This is a genomic window from Enterobacter sp. Li2LvB3, assembly GCF_056156645.1.
Window position 1 is genome coordinate 81,772 of the sequence record NZ_JBSICG010000002.1, and the last position, 14,117, is coordinate 95,888.

Genomic DNA, 14,117 nt, shown 5'->3' on the forward strand with positions numbered 1-14,117 from the left:
TTCTCATGCTATTTCGGGCATAAAGCCGAAAAGTGATAAAAAGCAGGCGCTACCGACGTGCAGCGTCCAGAGGAGTCACCGTGCACTATCAACCACAAAAAGATTTACTACAAAACCGCATCATTCTTGTCACCGGTGCCAGCGACGGGATTGGTCGTGAAGCTGCGCTGACCTACTCCCGCTACGGGGCACACGTCATCCTGGTGGGTCGAAACGAAGACAAACTGCGCGGCGTGGCGCAAGAAATAGAAGACGAAGGCGGCGCGCCAGCCCCCTGGTATACCCTCGATTTACTGACCTGCACGCCTGATACGTGCCAGGAGCTTGCACAGCGGATAGCAACACACCACTCACGCCTCGACGGTGTGTTACACAACGCCGGGCTTCTCGGGGACGTTCGTCCTATGGATGAACAAAAGCCGGAGATCTGGCAGCAGGTGATGCAGGTTAACGTCAACGGGACATTTTTCCTGACACAAGCATTGCTTCCTTTATTACTCAAGTCTGATTCAGGATCGCTGGTCTTCACATCCTCAAGCGTTGGCCGTCAGGGACGCGCGAACTGGGGAGCTTACGCGGTATCGAAATTCGCCACAGAAGGCATGATGCAGGTGCTGGCCGAGGAGTACCAAAGTCGCCATCTGCGCGTAAATTGCATTAACCCGGGCGGAACACGCACCAAAATGCGCGCAAGCGCATTCCCGGGTGAAGATCCGCAAAAACTGAAAACACCGGCAGAAATTATGCCGCTCTATCTTTGGCTCATGGGCGATGACAGCCGCCGTAAAACAGGTATGACGTTTGACGCACAGCCAGGCCGTAAACCGGGGATTTCGCAATGAGTGAAGAACGCCATCAGCAACGCCAGCAACGTCTGAAAGAACAGGTCGATGCACGTGTCGCCGCAGCCCAGGACGAGCGCGGGATTATTATTGTCTTCACGGGCAACGGGAAAGGTAAAACCACCGCCGCGTTTGGTACGGCAACCCGTGCAGTGGGCCATGGTCAGAAAGTGGGTGTTATTCAGTTTATTAAAGGTGAATGGCCTAACGGAGAGCGTAACCTGCTGGAGCCGCACGGCGTCGAATTTCAGGTTATGGCGACCGGGTTTACCTGGGACACGCAAAACCGTGAAACAGATACAGCCGCGTGTCTGGCCGTCTGGGAACACGCGAAAAGAATGCTGGCGGACCCCACGCTGAACATGGTGTTGCTGGATGAAATCACCTATATGGTGGCCTACGACTACCTGCCACTGGATGCCGTACTGGCTGCATTACAGGCTCGCCCTGCGCACCAGACGGTGATTATAACGGGGCGCGGTTGCCATCGGGACATTCTGGAAATAGCCGATACCGTCAGCGAATTACGCCCGGTAAAACACGCTTTCGATGCAGGTATCAAAGCCCAGATCGGGATTGATTACTAAGAAAAAAGCCCGGTTGATAAGACCGGGCTTTAGATGTTAACCGTTGTTATTACGGCTGCCAGAACGGCGATTATTGCTCACCTGGCTGTGACGTTTTACCGCACGGCGGATCTGGTTCGCCTTCATGCGACGACGATCTTTTTCAACCGCCACTTTAGAGGTGGTTTCCGGCGTCAGGCCGACCAGTTCACGCAGGTAGTTAGTCTGGGTTAAATCCAGCTCAGTATAACCACCACGCGGCAGACCTTTTGGCAGCAGGATGTCGCCATAACGTACGCGGATCAGGCGGCTCACCTGCACACCTACCGCTTCCCACAGACGACGAACCTCGCGGTTACGGCCTTCAGTCAGGGTGACGTTGTACCACTGGTTAATCCCTTCACCACCGGTAAATTTGATGGTCTTGAACGCCGCCGGGCCGTCTTCCAGTTGCACGCCACGCGACAGGTCGCGCAGTTTGTTCTCATCAACCTGGCCAAAAACACGCACCGCATATTCACGTTCAACTTCACGGCTTGGGTGCATCAGGCGGTTTGCCAGTTCACCATCAGTGGTAAACAGCAGCAGACCGCAGGTGTTCACGTCCAGACGACCCACGGCAATCCAGCGAGCGCCGCGCAGCTTAGGCAGACGGTCAAACACTGTCGGGCGACCTTCCGGGTCATTACGGGTACACAGCTCACCTTCTGGCTTGTAATAGGCCAGCACGCGGCAGATCTGTTCAGCGGACTCTTTTACCGAGATAAGATGACCGTCAATACGGATCTTCAGTCCCGGTACGATTTCTACGCGGTCGCCCAGCGTGGAGACTTTACCGTCCACACTCACGCGACCGGCTTCAATAATGGCTTCGATTTCACGGCGTGAACCGTGGCCGGCGCGCGCCAGCACTTTCTGTAACTTCTCGCTCATTGAGCTTCCTCAGGTGTCGCCTTCACAGGCGTCGAATCAGGTCAAAACACGGCTGCGCCCCGTTTTGATGGCCGCGTAGTATAGCTGCTTACACCTTTACAAGAAAGGTTTAACATCACCCACGCCTTCGCGAATCACTTCCGGCGCATCGTCAGTCAGATCAACAACAGTTGTCGGCTGCTGTCCGAGGTATCCGCCGTGAATCACCAGGTCAACCACCTTCTCCAGCCGATCCTTGATTTCATCCGGGTCGGACTCGGTAAATTCGCTGCCAGGCAGCATGAGTGACGTTGACAGCATCGGCTCGCCGAGCGTCTCCAGCAACGACTGCGCAATCGGATTAGAAGGAACGCGCATCCCGATGGTTTTTCGTTTTTCCTGCAACAGACGGCGCGGAACCTCTTTTGTCCCTTTAAGGATAAAAGTGTAGTTACCCGGCGTGTTGTTTTTGATCAGACGAAACGCCACGTTATCAACATAAGCATAGGTGGACAGCTCAGAGAGATCGCGGCACATCAGCGTAAAATTATGGCCGTCTGGTAACTGGCGAATGCGGCAGATACGCTCCATCGCCCCTTTGTCTTCAATTTTGCAGCCAAGCGCGTAACCAGAATCGGTCGGGTAAACGATAACGCCCCCCTTGCGGACAATCTCCACAGCCTGATTAATCAGACGAGGTTGCGGGTTATCTGGATGAATATAGAAAAACTGACTCATACTTCCCTCTCTTCAAGTTGCTTTGGCTGTTCCCAGAGCTGCCAGACAGGCTCTACGCCTGCGGGTAGCCAGAGCTTGCGACCCAGCTCTATCCACGCACAAGGCTGATGGAAATCAGAGCCCTGTGACGCAAGCAGCCCAAACTGGCGGGCATAGGTCGCGAGCTGCGAACGCTCGTTGGGTGCCTGCTGGCATTGTGCGACTTCCATCGCGTCTCCTCCGCGCTCGGCGAAGTGAGCCAACAGTCTTTTCAGCCATTTAGCAGAAAGATTATACCGCCCAGGATGGGCCAGCACTGCCTTGCCACCAGAATGATGAATCACATCAATAGCTTGTTCTATTGTACACCACTGTGGCGGAACGTAACCGGTTTTCCCGCGCGCCAGGTATCTTTTAAACACGTCGGCCATGGTGGTGGCTTTACCGGCCTCAACCAGAAAACGGGCAAAATGACCGCGCGTAACGGCACCGCCGTTCGCCAGCTTCTGAGCCCCTTCCAGCGCCCCCGGGATATGCGCCTTTTCCAGGCGCTCGCCAATCATCTCTGCGCGCAGGTTACGGCGCGTTTTTTGTTCTTGCAAAAATGCGCACATTGCAGGATGTTCTGTATCGATGTTCAGGCCAACGATATGAATCTCATGGTTTTCCCAGAGAGTTGAGATCTCCACACCTGCGACCAGGTTTAGCGGTAAACCGCTGCGGGCAATTTCGGCCCGCGCCGCAGGAATGGCGTCTGTTGTGTCGTGATCGGTTATCGCCAGCGTGCCAACGCGCATTTCAACGGCACGGTGGACGAGATCTTCGGGCGTCAGCAGGCCATCAGAAGCCTGAGTGTGGCTGTGTAAATCGTAAATTACGGCGTAGGTGTTGTCGCTCAAAGCACATCCCATCACAGGTTAATAACATCTTAGAAGCCTATGATAACGGCTTGCCGCGAAATTCTGAAATCAAGGGTTGACAATACGCCACCGAACTAGTTAACTAGTACGCAAGTTCACACGAGAAAGGTATCTGAAAATGACAGCACATTTCACTCTGCATGGTTGGTGGCGCACTTCCTGATTATCGGGCAGTGTCACTCGTCTGCGAAATGCAAACAGATACCAGACCCGCGCTAAAGCGGGCTTTTTTTTGAACAGCATAAATGAGAAGAACATCATGCAAACAGCCAAACCACACCTCGAATTGCTGACCTGCGAGGCGGCCTATCGCCATAACCCTACCGCGCTGTTTCATCAGGTATGCGGTGCGCGTCCGGCCACCCTGCTGCTGGAATCAGCGGATATCGACAGCAAAGACGACCTCAAGAGCCTGTTGCTGGTCGACAGCGCGCTGCGTATTACCGCATTAGGTGACACCGTCACGATTAAAGCCTTATCTGACAACGGCGCATCCCTGCTGCCGCTGCTGGATGCCGCGCTGCCTGCCGGCATCGAAAATGAACATCACCCGGAGATGCGTGTGCTGCATTTCCCGCCGGTCAGTCAGTTGCTGGATGAAGACGCCCGCCTGTGCTCTCTGTCCGTTTTCGATGCCTTCCGTCTGCTGCAAAATCTGGTTTCAGTACCTGAAGATGAACGTGAAGCCATGTTCTTTGGCGGGCTGTTTGCGTATGACCTGGTCGCGGGTTTTGAAGATTTACCGGAAACCGAACAAGGCAATCGCTGTCCGGACTACTGCTTCTATCTGGCCGAAACATTGTTGGTGATCGACCATCAGAAAAAATACACCCGCATCCAGGCAAGCCTGTTCACGCCGTCAGCATCTGAAAAGAAACGTCTTGATCACCGCATCGCGCAACTCCAGCAGCAATTGACCGAAGAGCCACCCGTGCTGCCAGTTCAGCGCGTGGAAAAAATGCAATGCGATGTTAATCAGACTGACGATCAGTACGGTGCCGTCGTTCGCCAGATGCAAAAAGCGATTCGTGTCGGTGAAATTTTCCAGGTTGTTCCGTCCCGTCGTTTCTCGCTGCCTTGCCCGTCGCCGCTGGCAGCCTACGATGTACTGAAAAAGAGCAACCCGAGCCCGTACATGTTCTTTATGCAGGACAATGATTTCACCCTGTTTGGTGCCTCCCCGGAAAGCTCCCTGAAGTACGATGCCACCAGCCGCCAGATTGAGATCTACCCGATTGCCGGGACGCGCCCGCGTGGCCGCCGTGCCGATGGCTCGCTTGACCGCGATCTCGACAGCCGTATTGAGCTGGAAATGCGTACCGACCATAAAGAGCTGTCCGAACACCTGATGCTGGTTGACCTGGCGCGTAACGACCTGGCGCGAATTTGTACCCCAGGCAGCCGCTACGTCGCAGACCTGACCAAAGTTGACCGTTATTCATTTGTGATGCACCTGGTGTCCCGCGTGGTCGGTGAACTGCGCAGCGACCTGGACGTGCTTCACGCCTACCGCGCCTGCATGAACATGGGCACCCTGAGCGGTGCGCCAAAAGTTCGTGCTATGCAGCTTATCGCCGAAGCCGAAGGCCGTCGTCGCGGTAGCTACGGCGGTGCGGTGGGTTACTTCACCGCTCACGGTGATCTCGATACCTGCATTGTTATCCGCTCTGCGTATGTGGAAGATGGCATTGCCACCGTCCAGGCAGGCGCAGGTATCGTTCTGGATTCTGTTCCGCAGTCTGAAGCTGACGAAACTCGCAGTAAAGCTCGCGCGGTATTGCGCGCCATCGCTACCGCACACCATGCACAGGAGATTTTCTGATGGCTGACATTCTGCTGCTCGATAATATCGACTCCTTTACTTACAACCTGGCAGATCAGCTGCGTGCGAATGGCCACAACGTCGTTATTTACCGTAACCATGTTCCGGCGCAGACCCTGATTGAGCGTCTGGGCACCATGCAAAACCCGGTGCTGATGCTCTCCCCTGGGCCTGGCGCACCAAGCGAAGCGGGCTGTATGCCAGAGCTGCTGACCCGGATGCGCGGCAAGCTGCCTATCATCGGCATCTGTCTTGGTCATCAGGCGATTGTTGAGGCTTACGGCGGCTACGTCGGCCAGGCCGGTGAAATTCTGCACGGTAAAGCTTCCAGCATTGAACATGACGGCCAGGCGATGTTTGCCGGGTTGCCAAACCCGCTGCCGGTTGCGCGTTATCACTCGCTGGTTGGCAGCAATATCCCGGCAGGACTGACGATTAACGCCTCTTTTGAAGGCATGGTGATGGCGGTGCGCCACGATGCCGATCGCGTCTGCGGTTTGCAGTTCCACCCTGAATCAATCCTGACCTCCAACGGTGCGCGTTTGCTGGAGCAAACCCTCGACTGGGCGTTACAGAAACTGGAGCAAACCAATACGCTCCAGCCGATTCTGGAAAAACTGTACCAGGCGCAGACGCTGAGCCAGCAGGAAAGCCACCAGCTCTTCTCCGCCGTGGTTCGCGGTGAGCTGAAGCCTGAACAGCTGGCGGCCGCGCTTGTCAGCATGAAAGTCCGCGGCGAAAGCCCACAGGAGATCGCCGGTGCAGCAACCGCACTGCTGGAAAACGCCGCACCGTTCCCGCGCCCGGATTATCCGTTTGCCGATATCGTCGGCACCGGCGGTGACGGCAGCAACAGCATCAATATCTCCACTGCCAGTGCATTTGTAGCGGCAGCCTGTGGAATGAAAGTGGCGAAACACGGTAACCGCAGCGTATCCAGCCGCTCGGGGTCGTCTGATTTACTGGCGGCCTTTGGCATCAACCTGGACATGAAAGCCGAACGCTCCCGTGAAGCGCTGGATGATTTGGGTGTCTGTTTCCTGTTTGCCCCGAAATACCACACTGGTTTCCGCCATGCGATGCCAGTTCGCCAGCAGTTGAAAACCCGCACCCTGTTTAACGTGCTGGGTCCACTGATTAACCCGGCGCATCCGCCCCTGGCGCTGATTGGCGTTTACAGCCCGGAACTGGTACTGCCGATTGCCGAAACCTTGCGTATGTTGGGTTATCAGCGTGCCGCAGTCGTACACAGCGGCGGCATGGACGAAGTGTCTCTTCATGCACCAACGCTGGTTGCAGAGCTGCGCGAGGGAGAAATCCAGAGCTACCAGCTTGAAGCTGAAGACTTTGGATTAGTGCCCTATCGTCAGGAAGCGCTGGCAGGCGGCACACCGGAAGAAAACCGTGACATTCTGACGCGCTTACTACAAGGTAAAGGTGAGTCCGCTCATGAGGCTGCCGTTGCCGCCAACGTTGCCATGCTGATGCGTTTACACGGTGAGGAAGACCTGAAGGTCAACGCACAAAAAGTTCTGGACGTACTGCGCTCTGGTGCAGCATACGATCGCGTTACCGCACTTGCGGCGAGAGGGTAAAGAATGCAGACCGTTTTAGCGAAAATTGTTGCCGATAAGGCCATTTGGGTAGAAGCACGCAAACAGCAGCAGCCGCTTGCCAGTTTTCAGAATGATGTCGTACCAAGCAGCCGCCGTTTTTACGATGCCCTTCAGGGTGCGCGCACCGCGTTTATCCTGGAGTGCAAAAAAGCTTCTCCGTCAAAAGGCGTTATCCGTGATGATTTTGATCCTGCACGCATTGCAGGCGTCTATAAACATCATGCGTCAGCCATCTCCGTGCTGACGGATGAGAAATATTTCCAGGGCAGTTTTGATTTTCTGCCGATTGTCAGCGGCATCGCGCCGCAGCCGATCCTGTGCAAAGACTTTATTATCGACCCGTACCAAATCTGGCTGGCGCGGTTTTATCAGGCCGATGCCTGCCTGCTGATGCTCTCCGTGCTTGATGACGAACAGTATCGCCAGCTCTCTGCCGTGGCACACAGCCTGAACATGGGCGTGCTGACCGAAGTGAGCAACGAAGAAGAGCTGGAACGCGCCATTGCGCTGGAAGCCAAAGTGGTTGGCATTAACAACCGCGACCTGCGTGACCTGTCCATTGACCTCAACCGCACGCGCCAGCTTGCGCCGCGCCTCGGTTCTGGTGTGACAGTTATCAGCGAATCCGGTATCAATAGTTATGCGCAGGTGCGCGAACTGAGCCATTTTGCCAACGGCTTCCTGATTGGCTCCGCCATGATGGCGTATGACGATCTCAACGCCGCCGTGCGCCGGGTACTGCTTGGGGAAAACAAAGTTTGTGGATTGACCCGTGAACAGGATGCGCAGGCAGCCTGCGAAGCCGGAGCGATTTACGGCGGGCTAATCTTCGTCGAAACCTCCCCTCGGGCCGTCACCGTCGAGCAGGCTCGTGCGATTATCGCGGCGGCGCCACTCAGCTACGTGGGCGTTTTCCGCAACGCGAATATTGCTGATGTAGCCGCTAAAGCCGAAACCTTATCGCTGAGCGCAGTCCAGCTGCACGGTAGCGAAGACCAGGCGTATATCGATACCCTGCGGGAAGTTCTTGCGCCACAGGTGCAAATCTGGAAAGCCCAGAGCGTAGGCGACACTCTGCCAGCGCGTAATCTTAATCATGTTGATAAATACGTACTCGACAACGGCCAGGGCGGTACAGGCCAGCGTTTTGACTGGTCATTGCTGAATGGTGAAGTACTGGACAACGTGCTGCTGGCAGGCGGGCTGAGCCCGGATAACTGTGTAGAAGCGGCGAAAACCGGCTGTGCCGGCCTCGATTTCAATTCAGGCGTAGAGTCCCAACCGGGTATCAAAGATGCCAGCAAGCTGGCCTCGGTGTTTAAAACTCTGCGTGCATATTAAGGAAGAGAAGATGACGACATTACTAAACCCTTATTTTGGTGAGTTCGGTGGTATGTATGTACCGCAAATTCTGATGCCTGCGCTGCGCCAGCTGGAAGACGCGTTCGTCAGTGCGCAAAAGGATCCGGCATTTCAGGCTGAATTTACCGACCTGCTGAAAAACTACGCAGGCCGCCCGACGGCACTGACCAAGTGCCGTAACCTGACCGAAGGCACAAAAACCACGCTGTACCTTAAGCGTGAAGATTTACTGCACGGTGGCGCGCATAAAACCAACCAGGTGTTGGGTCAGGCGTTACTCGCCAAGCGCATGGGCAAAACCGAAATCATCGCTGAAACCGGTGCGGGTCAACACGGTGTGGCGTCGGCACTTGCCAGCGCCCTGCTCGGCCTGAAATGCCGTATTTACATGGGTGCGAAAGACGTTGAACGTCAGTCGCCGAACGTGTTCCGTATGCGTCTGATGGGTGCTGAAGTGATCCCTGTACACAGCGGCTCGGCCACGCTGAAAGATGCCTGTAACGAAGCGCTGCGCGACTGGTCTGGCAGCTATGACACCGCGCACTATATGCTGGGTACCGCGGCGGGTCCGCATCCGTTCCCGACTATCGTACGTGAATTCCAGCGCATGATTGGCGAAGAGACCAAAGCTCAGATCCTCGACAAAGAGGGGCGCCTGCCTGATGCGGTGATCGCCTGCGTGGGCGGCGGTTCTAACGCCATTGGAATGTTTGCAGATTTCATCGACGACACCAGCGTAGGGTTGATTGGCGTTGAACCTGCTGGTCACGGTATCGAAACCGGTGAACACGGTGCACCGCTCAAGCATGGCCGCGTTGGGATCTACTTCGGTATGAAGTCCCCGATGATGCAAACGGATGAGGGCCAGATTGAAGAGTCTTACTCTATCTCTGCGGGCCTTGATTTCCCGTCCGTTGGGCCGCAGCACGCGTATCTGAACAGCATCGGTCGTGCGGATTATGTTTCTATCACCGATGACGAAGCGCTGGAAGCATTTAAAACGCTGTGTCGCCACGAAGGGATCATCCCGGCGCTGGAGTCCTCTCATGCGCTGGCACACGCGCTGAAAATGATGAAAGAAAACCCGGAAAAAGAGCAGCTGTTGGTGGTTAACCTTTCCGGTCGCGGTGACAAAGATATCTTCACCGTTCACGATATTCTGAAAGCACGAGGGGAAATCTGATGGAACGCTATGATAACGCATTTGCACAACTGAAAGCCCGCAAGGAAGGCGCGTTCGTTCCCTTCGTCACCCTTGGCGATCCTGGCCCGGAACAGTCACTGAAAATCATCGACACCCTGGTGGAAGCCGGTGCCGATGCGCTGGAACTGGGTATCCCGTTCTCAGACCCACTGGCGGATGGCCCAACCATTCAGAATGCCACCCTGCGCGCCTTTGCTGCGGGCGTAACGCCAACCCAGTGCTTTGAGATGCTGGCCGCCATTCGTCAGAAACACCCGACAATCCCGATTGGCCTGCTGATGTATGCCAACCTGGTGTTTAACCGCGGTATTGATGAGTTCTATGCCGAATGCGCGCGCGTGGGTGTTGATTCCGTACTGGTTGCAGATGTACCGATTGAAGAGTCTGCCCCGTTCCGCCAGGCAGCGATGCGTCATAACGTTGCGCCGATTTTCATCTGCCCGCCAAACGCCGATGACGAACTGCTGCGCCAGATTGCCTCTTATGGCCGTGGTTACACTTATCTGCTTTCCCGTGCAGGCGTAACCGGAGCCGAGAACAAGGCGGCGCTGCCGCTGCATCATCTGGTGGAAAAACTGGCGCAATACAATGCAGCGCCTCCGCTGCAAGGCTTTGGTATCTCCTCACCAGAGCAGGTGACTGCGGCGATTGACACCCAGGCTGCCGGGGCTATTTCAGGCTCCGCAATTGTGAAAATCATCGAGAAGAACGTTGATAAGCCAGAGCAGATGCTGGCCGAGCTGAAAGCCTTCGTGATTGCGATGAAAGCCGCTACACGTAAAGCGTAATCGGTGTCACCCGTCTGGCCCACTGCCAGACGGGTATCCCTTAGTGGACCACGCTTTTCGAAAAGAGATTAATGACCACCACCCCACCGATAATCATCAACATCCCCAGCATGGCCGGGAAATCCAGTTTTTGCCCCAAAAACAGCCAGCCAACCGCGCCGATCATGACAATACCCGCCCCGGACCAGATAGCATAAATAATCCCCGTAGGAATGCTTTTCATCGGGATAGTCAGGCACCAGAAAGCAATACAATACCCCAGAATGGCCACCACGCTCGGTAACAGACGCGTAAAGCTGTCCGAGAGCTTGAGCGCCGTGGTGGCAATGACTTCCATCACAATGGCAATCGCCAGAAAAAGAACAGCCTGTTGGTTCATAGAGTCCTCAGTAAAAAGCCAGCAAACCCGACATTGTAAAGCGCTTTTATGACGGTTCAGAGAAGTCTTTGGGGGAGGTCAAAAATGATCGTATCGATACTTTGACTCTAATTGGCTTTTCAAATGCTGACGGCTGTCTTTTACCTTCTGAGTTCAGAGGTCGATTAAAAGTTGAGTTTATCGCCTTAAATCATGCAGGTAGATACATTCTCAGACCGTTTTCAATCTGCATTTTCTGTTTTTGTAAATACGCTCATTTTCATATAGTTAATGCATGGTTCTGGAGAAGAAATTTTTCTCCCTTACCAGGGAATGATAATCTTCAGTGCACACCTATTTGCTCCCTGCCCTATACTTTCAGTCTTCTGACTGGGGTTCTTATGTGTGGACGCGTTTCGCAATCAATGACCCGTGAGCAGTACCAGGCGGATGTTTAAACCTCTCTCTTTTGCATTCAAGCTGTAATTGTGAGAAGCAGGAAGGCGAAAAACAGGCGAAACTTCGACAGGGCTGTTTAGATTTATAAGGTAAGCATGACACTTAAATACTATCTGGGTAACTTATGTTTGGGTTTGGTCGTGTTCGGGATTATCGCCTTTGGCTGGCATGATGAACCTCAAACAACCACAATGAGGACATTGATGGGACTGGGGTTGCTAAGTGGGTTGATTTTCCCCTTTGCAAAAAAAGCGATTGAGCGGATTGTCCTGAAATATTCAACACGCAAACAGTGGACTACAGGTTTCTATACTGAAACGCCGATGAAGAGCGGGTTGTATGCAGTCTACTTCATGCTGATTTTCGTCGTGGCCATACCAGTAGGCGTAATCTATCTGCTGTACCTTGCCGTATCAAAAAAGGCCACATGACGTGGTCTTTGTGGTTTTTATTGGCCGCTAGTAATGTAATTCATTACGTTGCCCGGCAACTTCTCATCAATGCCGTTTTGCAGTCGAAACATGTGGTCACTTCTGGCTTCCAGACCACCAACAGAACACCGATGTTCGTCACTGCGGGCTCTGATTCAGGAAGATGGCCGCCGGGAAACTACGTTAAGCCTGTTTCTTAATCAGGCATGACAGGCTGCTTTGAGCGAGGAGCGGACATCGTGTTACGGTAAGATCGCTGAACTCAAATGGCCACTAGAAACCTATCGTTCAAGTAGGTGTGTGGCAATTCCCCATCTGAGCGCAATGCATTTTCCATCAAAAAAATCGAAAACGGAGTAACTTGCATTGGGGTGAGCATATCGGGAAAAGTTATCGATAGTCCCTTCTTTAAGTATTGCCAGCACTCCCTGACTGACATGCCCATGCGAGACGATACATACGCACTGATGTTCTTTGGTGCCTTGCAGGTTTTGTAAGAAACTTATTACGCGTTGAGTTGCCTGTGCTAATGACTCTCCCTCTGGCGGACAATACTCTGCATCAAGTTTGAATAACGCATTTGCATCGTTCGGATGGTGTTGCAGGAACTGTGCCGTTGACATGCCTTCAAACTGACCAAATGCCTGTTCTTTAAGGGCGGTTTCAGCTACCAATGAGCAACCAAAGCACTCAGACAGGCTCTGTCCCATTTGCCAGGTACGACCAAGTGGAGAAGCGTAAACACGTTCAATCTGGTAATCACTTGCGGCAAATGCTGCCAGTAAGGCTGATGTTTGGCGCTCCCCCCGGTGGGTCAACGTACTATCGCTCTGCCCCTGAATAACGCCTCTCACATTCCACTCTGTTTCTGCGTGTCGAACAAGAATCACTTTCATCGTTATTGGACCATGCATGTTGTTGATTTAAATGTCCTGGAACAAACATACCAGCCTGCTGCAGCGGAATACTATCTGTTCATGATGAAAAACAGGAACAAGTGTAGCTGAAGGCGAACTGACCTGCTCCCATTAAACTAACATAGCACGATGTAAGCAACTTCCGCTTCTGGCACTTAACGGACCGCTGCGAAGGTCTGCTGCGAGCGAACAGTGGACGTTCATATAGTGCAAAACGGCAATGTTGCTTATGTCGTCAGAGCTGACTGCGAAGTGTTGACCATTTTGCAGGATGTCCGATGAATTCACGCAATGTGTCGAGAAATACCGTGACTCTGGCAGGCGGATGACGTAACGCGCGTAGCGCATATATTCCTGTAGATACATGTGGTTGCGATGACATTTCCGGGAAGAGTTGTACCAGCGCGCCACTGTTAATGTCATCTCCCGCCACCCAGTCTGGCAGGAACGCGATCCCCAGCCCATCAACCGCAGCCTGACGCATCGCTTCAAAATCATCACAGCCAAAGATGGGCTGGCTAGTGTTTTCTCTGGCCGGATGGCCAATCACGCTCGACCAGCAAAGCAGATCAGCACCGTGCAGCTTATCGATTAAACGATGTGAGGCGATGTTATCCAGCGAGACGGGAATTCCCGCGTTTTCCAGGTATGCTGGGCTTGCGCACAGCACGCGTATTTGCGTTGCTATTTTGCTGGCAATCAACGTGCTGTCGGCCATATCACCAATACGGATGACAACATCAAGGCGTTCAGAGACAGGATCTGCCAGCCGTTCGGTCAGATCCAAATCGAAGCCCAGCGCCGGATACTGTCGGGAGAGTTTTGCCATCACCGGCAGCACATAGCGTTTACCAAATGTGGGATAACACGCCACTCTCAGCACACCGGTTACTTCGCCCTTCATCGACGCCAGTTCCTGCTGCGTATCTACCAGTGAATCGAGGATCTGTCTGGCGCGAATCAGCAGTATTTCCCCAGCATCGGTCAGGGTTAAATGCCGTGTAGATCGCAAAAAGAGCGGGGTATCCAGGTACGCTTCCAGCGCATCAATCTGCCGTCCTATCGAGGAGGGGGTGCGTCCGCGACGGCGACCAGCACCCGAAAAACTGCTTTCACGGGCGACATCGACAAAGACTCCAAGGAACTCGGCAAATTTCTCTGATTGCATCTGTGCATTTCTTGCATAGCTGTTGTGGGGAGAAG

At 53.9% G+C, this 14,117-nt stretch carries 15 protein-coding genes and 1 other annotated feature; of the genes, 9 read left to right on the forward strand and 6 right to left on the reverse strand.

What is annotated here, in order from left to right:
• The first annotated feature begins 80 nt into the window (after positions 1-80).
• Both ACS603_RS01900 and cobO read left to right on the forward strand, forming a co-directional pair.
• Positions 81-842 carry a YciK family oxidoreductase gene (locus tag ACS603_RS01900; RefSeq protein WP_474943651.1) on the forward strand — a complete coding sequence of 254 codons (762 nt, stop codon included), beginning with the start codon at positions 81-83 and terminating at the stop codon, positions 840-842.
• Complete coding sequence (gene cobO, locus ACS603_RS01905; protein WP_166715519.1) at positions 839-1,429, forward strand: cob(I)yrinic acid a,c-diamide adenosyltransferase; 591 nt, start codon at positions 839-841, stop codon at positions 1,427-1,429. The genes ACS603_RS01900 and cobO overlap by 4 nt, the downstream gene beginning before the upstream one ends.
• Positions 1,430-1,465: 36 nt before the next feature.
• Here the strand turns inward: cobO and rluB are convergent, their stop codons facing one another.
• From rluB to rnm, 3 genes are all read right to left on the reverse strand, one after another.
• A complete protein-coding gene (rluB, locus tag ACS603_RS01910; RefSeq protein ID WP_014070506.1) occupies positions 1,466-2,341 on the reverse strand; it encodes a 23S rRNA pseudouridine(2605) synthase RluB in 876 nt (291 codons plus the stop codon).
• Between the two features lie 96 nt (positions 2,342-2,437).
• Positions 2,438-3,058: an L-threonylcarbamoyladenylate synthase gene (locus tag ACS603_RS01915; RefSeq protein WP_182061312.1), complete on the reverse strand. Its 621-nt coding sequence runs from the start codon at positions 3,056-3,058 to the stop codon at positions 2,438-2,440.
• On the reverse strand, positions 3,055-3,936 hold the full coding sequence (rnm, locus tag ACS603_RS01920) for an RNase RNM (protein ID WP_182061313.1): 882 nt from the start codon (positions 3,934-3,936) through the stop codon (positions 3,055-3,057). The genes ACS603_RS01915 and rnm overlap by 4 nt, the downstream gene beginning before the upstream one ends.
• A 139-nt stretch (positions 3,937-4,075) precedes the next feature.
• Here rnm and trpL point away from each other — a divergent pair, with 139 nt between their 5' ends.
• From trpL to trpA, 6 genes are all read left to right on the forward strand, one after another.
• Positions 4,076-4,120: a trp operon leader peptide gene (gene trpL / locus ACS603_RS01925; RefSeq protein ID WP_106993556.1), complete on the forward strand. Its 45-nt coding sequence runs from the start codon at positions 4,076-4,078 to the stop codon at positions 4,118-4,120.
• Positions 4,097-4,191 (forward strand) — a sequence feature (Trp leader region). It overlaps the preceding gene by 24 nt.
• Positions 4,192-4,216: 25 nt before the next feature.
• Entirely contained in the window at positions 4,217-5,779 is a 1,563-nt protein-coding gene (locus ACS603_RS01930; RefSeq protein WP_182061314.1) for an anthranilate synthase component 1, read from the forward strand.
• A complete protein-coding gene (gene trpD / locus ACS603_RS01935; protein ID WP_182061315.1) occupies positions 5,779-7,374 on the forward strand; it encodes a bifunctional anthranilate synthase glutamate amidotransferase component TrpG/anthranilate phosphoribosyltransferase TrpD in 1,596 nt (531 codons plus the stop codon). The genes ACS603_RS01930 and trpD overlap by 1 nt, the downstream gene beginning before the upstream one ends.
• A 3-nt stretch (positions 7,375-7,377) precedes the next feature.
• The gene (gene trpCF / locus ACS603_RS01940; RefSeq protein WP_474943652.1) at positions 7,378-8,736 is read left to right on the forward strand and encodes a bifunctional indole-3-glycerol-phosphate synthase TrpC/phosphoribosylanthranilate isomerase TrpF; all 1,359 of its coding nucleotides are present in this window, start codon (positions 7,378-7,380) and stop codon (positions 8,734-8,736) included.
• Positions 8,737-8,746: 10 nt separating this feature from the next.
• A complete protein-coding gene (gene trpB / locus ACS603_RS01945; protein ID WP_182061317.1) occupies positions 8,747-9,940 on the forward strand; it encodes a tryptophan synthase subunit beta in 1,194 nt (397 codons plus the stop codon).
• Positions 9,940-10,749 (forward strand): tryptophan synthase subunit alpha, encoded by an 810-nt coding sequence (gene trpA, locus ACS603_RS01950; RefSeq protein WP_474943653.1) that lies wholly within the window; start codon positions 9,940-9,942, stop codon positions 10,747-10,749. Before trpB ends, trpA begins: the two co-directional genes overlap by 1 nt.
• Before the next feature lie 40 nt (positions 10,750-10,789).
• On the opposite strand, the gene ACS603_RS01955 is transcribed toward trpA, so the two are convergent.
• Positions 10,790-11,128, reverse strand: a complete 339-nt coding sequence (locus ACS603_RS01955; protein WP_474943654.1) for an SMR family transporter — start codon at positions 11,126-11,128, stop codon at positions 10,790-10,792.
• Positions 11,129-11,661: 533 nt separating this feature from the next.
• Between ACS603_RS01955 and ACS603_RS01960 the strand changes: the two genes are divergently transcribed.
• A complete protein-coding gene (locus ACS603_RS01960) occupies positions 11,662-11,997 on the forward strand; it encodes a colicin E1 family microcin immunity protein (protein ID WP_315685922.1) in 336 nt (111 codons plus the stop codon).
• Positions 11,998-12,278: 281 nt separating this feature from the next.
• Here ACS603_RS01960 and ACS603_RS01965 read toward each other — a convergent pair whose 3' ends face one another.
• Both ACS603_RS01965 and ACS603_RS01970 read right to left on the reverse strand, forming a co-directional pair.
• Positions 12,279-12,893, reverse strand: coding sequence for a histidine phosphatase family protein (locus tag ACS603_RS01965; protein WP_248193399.1), 615 nt, complete (start codon positions 12,891-12,893; stop codon positions 12,279-12,281).
• A 256-nt stretch (positions 12,894-13,149) separates the two neighbouring features.
• Positions 13,150-14,082 (reverse strand): LysR family transcriptional regulator, encoded by a 933-nt coding sequence (locus tag ACS603_RS01970; RefSeq protein ID WP_474943655.1) that lies wholly within the window; start codon positions 14,080-14,082, stop codon positions 13,150-13,152.
• Positions 14,083-14,117 lie beyond the last annotated feature (35 nt).

What these genes read in the sequence shown, in the direction of transcription:
- ACS603_RS01960 (WP_315685922.1), top strand. Translation starts at nt 11,662, where the DNA reads ATGACACTTAAATACTATCTGGGTAACTTATGTTTGGGTTTGGTCGTG.
- ACS603_RS01930 (WP_182061314.1), top strand. Translation starts at nt 4,217, where the DNA reads ATGCAAACAGCCAAACCACACCTCGAATTGCTGACCTGCGAGGCGGCC.
- trpD (WP_182061315.1), top strand. Translation starts at nt 5,779, where the DNA reads ATGGCTGACATTCTGCTGCTCGATAATATCGACTCCTTTACTTACAAC.
- cobO (WP_166715519.1), top strand. Translation starts at nt 839, where the DNA reads ATGAGTGAAGAACGCCATCAGCAACGCCAGCAACGTCTGAAAGAACAG.
- trpB (WP_182061317.1), top strand. Translation starts at nt 8,747, where the DNA reads ATGACGACATTACTAAACCCTTATTTTGGTGAGTTCGGTGGTATGTAT.
- rluB (WP_014070506.1), bottom strand. Translation starts at nt 2,341, where the DNA reads ATGAGCGAGAAGTTACAGAAAGTGCTGGCGCGCGCCGGCCACGGTTCA.
- ACS603_RS01915 (WP_182061312.1), bottom strand. Translation starts at nt 3,058, where the DNA reads ATGAGTCAGTTTTTCTATATTCATCCAGATAACCCGCAACCTCGTCTG.
- ACS603_RS01955 (WP_474943654.1), bottom strand. Translation starts at nt 11,128, where the DNA reads ATGAACCAACAGGCTGTTCTTTTTCTGGCGATTGCCATTGTGATGGAA.
- trpCF (WP_474943652.1), top strand. Translation starts at nt 7,378, where the DNA reads ATGCAGACCGTTTTAGCGAAAATTGTTGCCGATAAGGCCATTTGGGTA.
- ACS603_RS01965 (WP_248193399.1), bottom strand. Translation starts at nt 12,893, where the DNA reads ATGAAAGTGATTCTTGTTCGACACGCAGAAACAGAGTGGAATGTGAGA.
- trpA (WP_474943653.1), top strand. Translation starts at nt 9,940, where the DNA reads ATGGAACGCTATGATAACGCATTTGCACAACTGAAAGCCCGCAAGGAA.
- ACS603_RS01970 (WP_474943655.1), bottom strand. Translation starts at nt 14,082, where the DNA reads ATGCAATCAGAGAAATTTGCCGAGTTCCTTGGAGTCTTTGTCGATGTC.